General features: G+C 29.9%; 10 protein-coding genes and 2 pseudogenes. 7 read left to right on the top strand and 5 right to left on the bottom strand.

All coding sequences use genetic code 11. The features are described 5' to 3' along the window. Together ELQ12_RS08995 and ELQ12_RS08990 are read left to right on the top strand one after the other, a co-directional pair. Nucleotides 1-834: AMP-binding protein (locus ELQ12_RS08995; RefSeq protein ID WP_166739605.1), on the top strand; the 834-nt coding region annotated here is incomplete at its 5' end. Between the two features lie 40 nt (nt 835-874). Then, a complete protein-coding gene (locus ELQ12_RS08990; RefSeq protein ID WP_002777686.1) occupies nt 875-1,102 on the top strand; it encodes an acyl carrier protein in 228 nt (75 codons plus the stop codon). On the opposite strand, the gene ELQ12_RS08985 is transcribed toward ELQ12_RS08990, so the two are convergent. After that, nucleotides 1,099-2,169, bottom strand: coding sequence for an acyl carrier protein (locus tag ELQ12_RS08985; RefSeq protein WP_134264727.1), 1,071 nt, complete (start codon nt 2,167-2,169; stop codon nt 1,099-1,101). The genes ELQ12_RS08990 and ELQ12_RS08985 overlap by 4 nt on opposite strands. A gap of 23 nt (nt 2,170-2,192) precedes the next feature. Beyond that, nucleotides 2,193-3,406, bottom strand: a pseudogene (locus ELQ12_RS10755) (DUF2920 family protein). 92 nt (nt 3,407-3,498) lie between these two features. Here ELQ12_RS10755 and pseF point away from each other — a divergent pair. Genes pseF through pseH form a run of 3 tightly spaced genes read left to right on the top strand, consistent with a single transcriptional unit; the run spans nt 3,499 to nt 5,472 of the window. Continuing rightward, nucleotides 3,499-4,197 carry a pseudaminic acid cytidylyltransferase gene (gene pseF, locus ELQ12_RS08970; protein WP_126252140.1) on the top strand — a complete coding sequence of 233 codons (699 nt, stop codon included), beginning with the start codon at nt 3,499-3,501 and terminating at the stop codon, nt 4,195-4,197. Beyond that, entirely contained in the window at nt 4,181-5,002 is an 822-nt protein-coding gene (gene pseG / locus ELQ12_RS08965) for a UDP-2,4-diacetamido-2,4,6-trideoxy-beta-L-altropyranose hydrolase (RefSeq protein ID WP_134264725.1), read from the top strand. The genes pseF and pseG overlap by 17 nt, the downstream gene beginning before the upstream one ends. Beyond that, entirely contained in the window at nt 4,999-5,472 is a 474-nt protein-coding gene (gene pseH, locus ELQ12_RS08960; RefSeq protein WP_126252142.1) for a UDP-4-amino-4,6-dideoxy-N-acetyl-beta-L-altrosamine N-acetyltransferase, read from the top strand. The genes pseG and pseH overlap by 4 nt, the downstream gene beginning before the upstream one ends. Here the strand turns inward: pseH and ELQ12_RS08955 are convergent. Genes ELQ12_RS08955 through pseA form a run of 3 tightly spaced genes read right to left on the bottom strand, consistent with a single transcriptional unit; the run spans nt 5,437 to nt 7,922 of the window. Continuing rightward, nucleotides 5,437-6,183: a HisA/HisF-related TIM barrel protein gene (locus tag ELQ12_RS08955; RefSeq protein ID WP_070242846.1), complete on the bottom strand. Its 747-nt coding sequence runs from the start codon at nt 6,181-6,183 to the stop codon at nt 5,437-5,439. The genes pseH and ELQ12_RS08955 overlap by 36 nt on opposite strands. Further along, complete coding sequence (hisH, locus tag ELQ12_RS08950) at nt 6,184-6,789, bottom strand: imidazole glycerol phosphate synthase subunit HisH (protein ID WP_072224063.1); 606 nt, start codon at nt 6,787-6,789, stop codon at nt 6,184-6,186. Beyond that, nucleotides 6,786-7,922, bottom strand: a complete 1,137-nt coding sequence (gene pseA / locus ELQ12_RS08945; RefSeq protein WP_126252143.1) for a pseudaminic acid biosynthesis protein PseA — start codon at nt 7,920-7,922, stop codon at nt 6,786-6,788. Before pseA ends, hisH begins: the two co-directional genes overlap by 4 nt. 149 nt (nt 7,923-8,071) lie before the next feature. Between pseA and pseI the strand changes: the two genes are divergently transcribed. Together pseI and ELQ12_RS08935 are read left to right on the top strand one after the other, a co-directional pair. Beyond that, a complete protein-coding gene (pseI, locus tag ELQ12_RS08940; RefSeq protein ID WP_134264724.1) occupies nt 8,072-9,103 on the top strand; it encodes a pseudaminic acid synthase in 1,032 nt (343 codons plus the stop codon). Then, nucleotides 9,100-9,476, top strand: a pseudogene (locus tag ELQ12_RS08935) (motility associated factor glycosyltransferase family protein); the annotation flags it as partial. The gene pseI and the pseudogene ELQ12_RS08935, both read left to right, overlap by 4 nt.

Here is a 9,476-nt window from a genome sequence, read left to right as displayed (position 1 = left end):
CATCTTTTTGCCTTTCCAAATAAAATTTTAGAATGCCTTGAAAAAGAAAAAGTAAGCACTATATTTTGGGTACCTTCGGTGCTGATTTATTTTGCAAATACTGAAGCTTTGAATAATTTTAGTTTAAACACCTTAAAAAAGATACTTTTTTGTGGTGAAATCATGCCTAATAAGCAGCTAAATATTTGGTGTAAACACTTACCCAATGCTTTATTTGCGAACCTTTATGGCCCAACAGAAATCACTGATGTATGTTCTTTTTATATTATCAATCGCACTTTTAAAGATGAAGAACTTCTACCTATAGGTAAAGCATGTAAAAACACAGAACTTTTAGTTTTTGATGAAAATATGAATTTTATAAGTCCTAAACAAATAGGTGTTAAAGGGGAACTTTTCGTGCGTGGAACTTCTTTATCTTTAGGGTATTATAATGACAAAGAAAAAAGCAAACAAGCTTTTATTCAAAATCCTTTGCATGATAATTATTTAGATTTACTCTATAAAACAGGAGATATTGTTTCTTATAATGAATTTGGCGAACTTTTATGCTATGGAAGAGCAGATAATCAGATCAAATATATGGGACATAGGATAGAACTTGGAGAAATAGAAAGTGTGATAAATTCTCATGTGAATATTAAAAACAGTGCTTGTATTTTTAAAGAAGATATTATTTGTTTTTATGAAAGCGAAAAAGAGATTAATTTTAAATCTTTTTTAAAAGACAAATTACCTTCTTATATGATCCCAAAAAATTTTATTAAAATTGACAAATTTAAACTCAATCAAAATGGTAAAATTGATAGGAAAGTTTTAAAAGAACTTGTTTAAATAAATATTTTATAATTTCAAGAAAACCAAAGGAGCAAAAATGCAAGAAATCAAACAATTTTTTATCAATATAGAAAGAACAGATATCAATGAGAGTATGGAAAATCTAGTAAGTGAAGATTTTATCGATAGTATCGATATCATGGCTTTGGTTGCTGAAATAGAAAAATTTTATAAAAAACCCTTAAAAGCAGAATTTATCACACCTGAAAATTTTGAAAGCTTTGAAAATATCAAAAAAATGCTTGAAACTGCAATGAAAGACTAATCTTTCCTTGCAAGTTTAAGCTGTTCTTTTAAAGAACTGATGATTTCATTTTTAGAAACAATAATTTGTGCTATAAAATCCGCCGCATCATCCCAATCTTTACTTAGTGTGTGAGTTAAAGTATAATTTTGTTCGTATTCTTCCCAATTTATAGGAGCAAAAAGAGAATTTTTATGCGGGAAATATTTGTTTTTTACCCATTCAAGCGAAGAAGCAAAATAATCCACATAAGCCTTAGCAATATCTTTTTGCACTGCAAATTTTAATCTTTTTTCTTTACTGCCTTCAAATTTTCTTCTTGCCATAAAAAGCAAAGAATTAAGATTATCCTGCTTTAAATCTTTTTGATTTAATCTTGACATAAGCTCCATTCCTAAAAGATTAAAACTTTCATTTTTGGTTTGTTTTAAAACAAAACTCTCATCCCATTCAAGTCCTAAATGATAAACAAAATCCTTGAGCAAAGTCCCTCCTACATAATCCTCCCTTAGAAGTCTTACTATCAAATTTTCTTCTCCAAATACCTCAGTATGAGTTTTACAAATCCACTCATAATCAAAAATATATTTTCTAGGATGATCTTGTGGGGCAAAATCAGCAGAATAATATCCCATATTGTTTTTATGATCTTGAGAACAATGTGAGTTTAAATAACCCAAAGTATCCCTAAAATATACAATAATATAAATTTGAGTAAAACCTAACTCTCTCATAATCTTTTCTAAAATTTCTACATGTTTTTTGGTAGAAAAATCCCAAACTATACCCTCAGCTGAAAAAATAAATTTTTTATCTTTATGCAAAGCACTTTCACTTTTAAAATTTTCTATAGTTCTAAAAAGTCTTTCATTTATGATATGACTTAAAACACTTTTCTCTTTTAAAATATTTTCCTTTTGAACCAACTCTAAAACCATATCCACCAAAGCCCAGTGTCTATTTGCCACTCTAAGACTTTTTGGATAAATATAACCTTTTTTCAAAAGCTTTTCTTCATTTTGCATTAAAAAACCTTGTTTTTCTTGATTTCCTGTATTGGTGGTTCCTATATGTAAATATGCTGTCATTTTATATATCCTTTGTCTTTATTTTAGTTTATTATCTCTAATTCAATTTTATCTCCCACATCTTTAAAAGTAAACACTTTATTTCCACAAGGATAAGAGATGGAATTTTCTTGCATAAAAGATTTTCTTCCTTGCAATTTTTCAAGCATTAAAGGAAGTTCTTTTCTAAATAAAGCTCTATCAGTCATTCTAAGCCCATGTTCTAAACTTTTTATAAATCTACCATCTACATCACTTTCATCTTTTATCAAATGTAAAGTGGCATCATATCCTAACTCTTGATAACACTTATAAAGCTCTATTTTGTTTTGCACTGGCGCACCTATATCTTGCAAACTATGATAACTCGAAAAAACGATATCACTATCAATATTTGCTTGAATTTTAAGATGATTTGAATTTAAAATTGCTCTGATTAAATAATTCTCATCCCCAAAATAATAAAAAGAATTTATATTCCTAGTCCAATATTTATACACAAAACAATAAAGCCTATGACCACTTTCTTCGAAATAAAATTCACATTGATTCATTTCTCTTCCTAAAATGCACGCCAAGAATGGTAAGCAAACACCCGAATTATCAATCACGCCATCCACATACCAAGGAGCTATTTTTGCTATGAGTAAAGATAGGTATCCTCCGTATGACCCCCCCCATAAATTTTTGGTAAATCTGCAAATTTTGGAAAGCGTTTAACTAAATCTTTTAAAGCATTGATATGATCAATAGCTGCCATAATGCCATAGTTTTGATAGTCTCCATTAGGTGGGACAAAATCGCAAAAAAGTTCTATTTTTTGGCTTTCATCAACCAAACCTGCTTGTTTCATTTCATTAACTTTTTGCTCTATAAGAGGAATAATTTGTTCAAAATTATCTTCATTAGCCAACAAATGCCCTAAATTAATATTTTTTAAAATACCGTTGATACGCTCTAAATCATCTTGATTAGGAATAAGCTTTGGATTATACTTTTGATCAATACTTTGTCTTGCACAAAAACAATGATAAAAAACATGCACCGCTACAACATCAAATTTTTTAGCAATATATTCTCTATCAAAGTCTAAAAAAGAAATATTTGCATTAGCTCCAAAACCACCCACTATAAAAACTATAGCTTTGATATCTTTTTCATTATCATAACTGATACGGTATTCAAGCTTGCTAGTTCTTTTAATACCTAGTTCTACATCATCACAAGAATCAATTTCAAAGGTTTGGTTTATAAGCATTATTCCCACCCTATTTGTATCATTTTATTGTATTTTAAAGACAATTATACTTAAATTTTAGTAAAATAAAACACAAAAAACAAGGCTTAGCTATGAAAAATCTTTGTATCATCCCTGCTCGTGGTGGATCAAAAAGAATTCCTAGAAAAAATATCATTGATTTTCTAGGAAAACCTTTAATCGCTTATAGCATAGAAAATGCTTTAAATTCGGGTATTTTTGATGAAATAGTGCTTTCAAGCGATGATGAAGAGATCATAGAAGTAGCCTTAAAATACGGTGCAAAAGCTCCATTTGTGCGTGATAAAAATTTAAGCGATGATTATGCTTCAAGCACTGCTGTAGTACAAAATGCCATAGAAATTTTACAAAGCCAAAATCAAATTTATGATCATGTCTGTTGTCTTTATGCTACTGCTCCATTAATTAGCAGTGAAATTTTAAAAAAAGCTTTTGAGAAATTTTTAGAAAATGAAAGCAAGTTTTTATTTGCCGCCACTGAATTTGAGTATCCTATACAAAGGGCTTTTCATCTAAATGAGAACAATCAAGTTTATATGTTTGATGAAAAACATTATAAAAGTCGCTCACAAGACTTAACAAAAGCTTATCATGATGCAGGGGCTTTTTATTTTGGTACAAGTAAAGCTTGGCTTGAAGAAGATTTTATGTTTAAACCTCATTCTAGTGTATTTGTATTGCCAAGAAATTTAGTTTGCGATATAGACACCATGCAAGATTTAGAATTTGCAAAAATACTTTATAAGGCAAATCATGAAAGTTCTTATTAGAAGTGATAGCTCCAGTCAAATAGGCTTTGGACACATTAAACGCGATCTAGTCTTAGCTAAACAATACGATGATGTAAGCTTTGCTTGTTTGCCTTTAGAAGGCTCTTTGATCGATGAAATTCCTTATCCTGTTTATGAGCTTAGTAGCGAAAGTATCTACGAGCTTATTAATCTCATCAAAGAAGAAAAATTTAAACTTCTTATCATTGATCACTATAACATCAGCGTAGATGATGAAAAACTGATCAAGCTTGAAACAGGGGCGAAAATTCTAAGCTTTGATGATGAAATAAAGCCTCATCATTGTGACATTTTACTTAATGTCAATGCCTATGCAAAAGCAAGTGATTATGAAGGTTTAGTACCTTTTAAATGTGAAGTAAGATGTGGTTTTTCTTATGCCCTAATCAGAGAAGAATTTTATCAAGAAGCCAAAGAAAATAGAGAAAAAAAATATGATTTTTTCATTTGCATGGGCGGAACAGATATCAAAAATCTTTCCATAAATATCGCTTCTAATCTACCTAGGAATAAAAAAATTGCTATCGCTACAAGCTCGTCAAATCCCAACCTTAAAAAGCTTGAAAAATTTATAAAAGATCATGAAAATATCAAACTTTTTATAGATGAAAATCTAGCAAAGCTTATGAATGAAAGCAATAAACTCATCATCAGTGCAAGCTCTTTGGTCAATGAAGCCTTACTTTTAAAAGCAAATTTTAAAGCCATCTGTGTTGCTAAAAATCAAGAAAAACTAGCCAATTGGCTAGCTCAAAAAGGCTATGAAGTGGAGTATAGGCATTGATAAAACTTAAAAATTTCACAGAACTTAATTCTCAAGAAATAAAGCTGATTTTTAAATGGCGTAATCACCCCGATATGAGTCAATTTATGAAAACAAAACATATCGATTTTGAAGAACATTTAAGATTTTTAAAAAATTTACATCAAGATTCTAGCAAAAAATATTTTTTAGTTTTTCAAGATGAGCAGATTATTGGTGTGATTGATTTTGTCAATATCACAACTAAATCTTGTGAATTTGGACTTTATGCAAAACCTAATTTAAAAGGCGTAGGACAAATTTTAATGAATGAAATCAAAAAATACGCCTTTGAAATTTTAAAGATAAAAACCCTAAAAGCTTGTGTTTTTAAAGATAATGAAAAGGCTTTAAAACTTTATAAGAATAATAATTTTATCATCACAAAAGAAGATGGAGATTTTTTTTATATTGTATTAGATAATCCTAACTGCAAAACCTTGCTTAGCTAATTCTTCTTTTATATCTTTAGGGGTGTACTTAGAAAAATGAAAAATATAAGCCCCAGCTAAAGCATCAGCACCCAAATTTAAAGCTTTAACTCCATCACTTGGATTGCTAAGTCCTCCATTGATAACAAGAGGAATTTTAAGTTTATTTTGAAAGATCTTTAAAAGCTCTAAATCATAACCCTTTGCTTTTCCCTCAAAATCCACAGAAGTTAAAAGAAGCTCTCCAGCACCTTTTTTTTCATATTCTAAAGCAAGTTCTAAAGGATTTTTTTCAAGTAAATTTCCCCTATCATAAACACAAAGTTGATCTCCTTTTCTTTTAACATCTATAGAACAAACTATACATTGAGAACCAAAACGATTTGCCACTTTACTTATAAAATCTTTATCTTCTAAGGCTTTAGAATTGATAGAAATTTTATCCGCACCTAAATTTAAAATCTTTTGTATATCTTCAAGAGTTTTTATCCCGCCGCCTATAGTTAAAGGCATAAAACATTCTTTAGCAAGATCCTCTATGCTTTCAAAGTCTATCTCACCACTTTTTGAAGCATCTATATCTAAGATAATAAGTTCATCAACATTGCGTGCATTATAAATTCTCATTGTTGAAGTTAAATGCCCTATAGTGCGAAAATCTTTAAATTCTATACTTTTAACAAGTTGAGAATTTTTTAATAACACACAAGGGATAATTCTAGTTTTTAACATTTAAAGCCTTATAAAATTTTCTAAAAGTTTTAAGCCTAAATTTTGACTTTTTTCAGGATGAAACTGCGTCGCAAAAATATGATCTTTTTGCAAAGATGCGACAAATTTATGCCCATATTGTGCTTTAGCACTCACAAACTCATCTTTACATTTCACATAAAAAGAATGCACAAAATAAAAATCACTCTTATCTTCTATGCCTTGATATAAAGGCTCTTGTTTTAAAATTTCAAGTTCATTCCAACCCATGTGTGGGATTTTTAAATTTAAATCCTCTTCAAATTTGACTACTTCACCTTCTATAAAACCAAGTCCTTCGCAAACTCCACCTTCATAGCCCCTTTCTAAAAAAAGCTGCATTCCCAAACAAATGCCTAAAATAGGTTTTTTTTGCACCAAAACTTGCTCTTTTAAAGCTTCTATAAAACCAAGTTCTTTTAAATTTTTCATCGCTTCTTTAAAAGATCCCACTCCAGGTAAAAGCAATTTATCTGCTTTTTGCAAATCTTTTGGATTTTTAGCTATAAAATTTGTAGCTCCTATTTTTTCAAAAGCCTTAGCAACAGAGTTTAAATTTCCCGCCTTGTAATCAATGAGCGCTATCATTTTAAAACACACTCATCTTTTCTTACCAAAGAACCATCATAATCTCTTAAAAATTTGCCATTTTCATCGCGTTTAAAGATTTTTTTATTGGTAAAAGAATCTACTATTTTTTGAAATTCTTCCTCACTAAAACCACTGAATTCAAGGTATTTTTTAATAGCCTTTTTAGGGGGCTTGCCATCGTATTTTTGCACCAAACGCACCCCTTCTTCACGGCTGATATAGCCTAAACGAATATCCAAACAAGCATTATCTGTTGCTCTACCAAAGCCGTATTTGCAGTATTTTAAATAATCATGCACATGATTAGAAAAACAATCTAAATTTTCAAAATTTTCATAAGTAGTCTCAACAGGATGATCTAGAGTTAAAAAACCATATTTTTTAGAAATTTCAAGAATTTTTTTATAGTCCCATTTAAAATAATACCCTAAAAATAGCCCCGTAACCCCTACTCTTTGAAGTTCTTCATCACTTGGATAAGTATATAAAAACAAATCTTTTTCAGTGATACCATTTACCCCAAGCATATCAGAAGCACGATTTCCTAAAAGTCCGCCAAATTCTTCAAGCCACTCTCTGCCTAAAATATTCTTATTTTTACTACTCGCAGGACCGCCATACTCTATCTGCGGACTTTCTCCCCAGATGATCAAAGGCACTCCAAAATTTACTGCTATGCGTGGAACAGAAGTAAAAATTCCCAAATGGTTTTGCCACTCATTATCCCCAGTTCTTATAAAAGCTTCACGGGCAAGTTTTTGATAAACTTTTGGATCACGCTTGATATGGATCAAATCCACGCCCAAATGATTTAAATTGTCTAAATTTTTGCGTCCTATTTTCGTAGGCACACTAGGCTCAAAACACACACATAAAGGATTGAGACCAAGTTCAAGCATTTTAACCACTTGAAAAGTAGAATCTTTTCCGCCACTTACTCCGATAACACAATCATAAACAGGATGTTTTTTGTATTTTTTTATAAGCTCAAAAAATTCTTTTTCTCTTTCTTGCCAATTAATATTTTGATTTTTAGCTTCTTGAGAACGACAAGCATCACAAACTCCCTCTGCATCAAAATGTAAATCAGGTTTTGTATCGGGCATCACACATTTTTTACAAAATTTCATATCAAATCACCTTCACTGAAATAAAAAACTTATAATTATTTTAAACAAATATCGACTGAAATAATTAATTATAAAGAAAACTATTTATATTTTTATAAAAATAACGATATAATCCATGAAAAATTATAACAAGATCAAAGAATTATAGAATGCAAATAGGAAATTTTAACACCGATAAAAAAGTTTTTATCATAGCAGAACTTAGTGCCAATCACACAGGAAGTCTTGAAATGGCACTTCAAAGTATAAAAGCTGCCAAAAAAGCAGGTGCTGATGCGATAAAAATCCAAACTTACACTCCAGATAGCCTCACACTAAATAGCGATAAAGAAGATTTCATCATCAAAGGAGGACTTTGGGACAAAAGAAAACTTTACGAGCTTTATCAAAGTGCAAAAACCCCTTATGAATGGCATTCTCAAATCTTTGAAACCGCACAAAATGAAGGCATACTTTGTTTTTCAAGTCCCTTTGCTAAAGAAGATGTAGAATTTCTTAAACGCTTTGATCCTATAGCCTATAAAATCGCTTCTTTTGAAGCCAATGATGAAAATTTCGTGCGTTTAATCGCCAAAGAAAAAAAACCTACTATCGTTTCAACAGGCATTGCTACAGAAGAAGAACTTTTTAAAATCTGTGAAATTTTTAAAAAAGAAAAAAATCCTGACTTGATCTTTTTAAAATGCACTTCAGCTTATCCTGCCGCCATAGAAGATATGAATTTAAAAGGTATAGTAAGTTTAAAAGAAAAATTTAATGTTGAAGTGGGATTAAGCGATCATAGTTTTGGCTCTTTAGCCCCTGTTATAGCAGTAGCACTTGGAGCTAGAGTGATAGAAAAACATTTTATGTTAGATAAAAATATAGAAAGTGAAGACAGTAAATTTAGTCTTGATTTTGATGAATTTAAAGCTATGGTAGATGCAGTAAGACAAGCTGAAAGTGCTTTAGGCGATGATAAGTTAGACTTAGATGAAAAAGCTCTTAAAAACCGTGTTTTTGCAAGAAGTTTATATGCAAGTAAGGATATCAAAAAAGGTGAAATTTTCAGCGAAGAAAATGTAAAATCCGTGCGTCCCTCTTTTGGGTTGCATCCTAAATTTTATCAAGAACTTTTAGGAAAAAAAGCTAGTAAAGATATAAAATTTGGCGATGCTTTAAAACAAGGAGATTTTAAATGACTTTTAATCCTACTCAAAAAGAACTCTTTAATAAAAATCTTAATGCTTTAAGCAATTTAATTCTTAAAGAAGAGTTAAAAAAAATTAAAGATACTAAATTTGAACTTGTTTTGGGTAAAGATAATCTAGATATTAATCTAAAAGATACAAGTGATAATACTTTTCTTTATGAAAATGTCATAAGTGAATTAAACACTATGTTAAACACTTATAATGATAAATATCTACTTTATCCTGTATTATATTTTTATGGTTTTGGAAATGGAATTTTATTTAAAGCTTTATTACAAAATAAAAATCATCAGCATATTGTTGTTTTTGAAAAAGATCTAGAAATCATTTGGACAATGTTTCATATCTTGGATTTTAGTAG

Source organism: Campylobacter sp. US25a (assembly GCF_004379075.1).
In the GTDB taxonomy this organism is placed as follows: Bacteria; Campylobacterota; Campylobacteria; order Campylobacterales; family Campylobacteraceae; genus Campylobacter_D; species Campylobacter_D jejuni.
The sequence above is the reverse complement of the archived record's forward strand: the minus strand, read 5'-3'. Positions and strand labels throughout refer to the sequence as shown.

What these genes read in the sequence shown, in the direction of transcription:
- pseI (WP_134264724.1), top strand. Translation starts at nt 8,072, where the DNA reads ATGCAAATAGGAAATTTTAACACCGATAAAAAAGTTTTTATCATAGCA.
- pseG (WP_134264725.1), top strand. Translation starts at nt 4,181, where the DNA reads ATGAAAGTTCTTATTAGAAGTGATAGCTCCAGTCAAATAGGCTTTGGA.
- pseA (WP_126252143.1), bottom strand. Translation starts at nt 7,922, where the DNA reads ATGAAATTTTGTAAAAAATGTGTGATGCCCGATACAAAACCTGATTTA.
- ELQ12_RS08990 (WP_002777686.1), top strand. Translation starts at nt 875, where the DNA reads ATGCAAGAAATCAAACAATTTTTTATCAATATAGAAAGAACAGATATC.
- ELQ12_RS08955 (WP_070242846.1), bottom strand. Translation starts at nt 6,183, where the DNA reads ATGTTAAAAACTAGAATTATCCCTTGTGTGTTATTAAAAAATTCTCAA.
- pseF (WP_126252140.1), top strand. Translation starts at nt 3,499, where the DNA reads ATGAAAAATCTTTGTATCATCCCTGCTCGTGGTGGATCAAAAAGAATT.
- ELQ12_RS08985 (WP_134264727.1), bottom strand. Translation starts at nt 2,169, where the DNA reads ATGACAGCATATTTACATATAGGAACCACCAATACAGGAAATCAAGAA.
- hisH (WP_072224063.1), bottom strand. Translation starts at nt 6,789, where the DNA reads ATGATAGCGCTCATTGATTACAAGGCGGGAAATTTAAACTCTGTTGCT.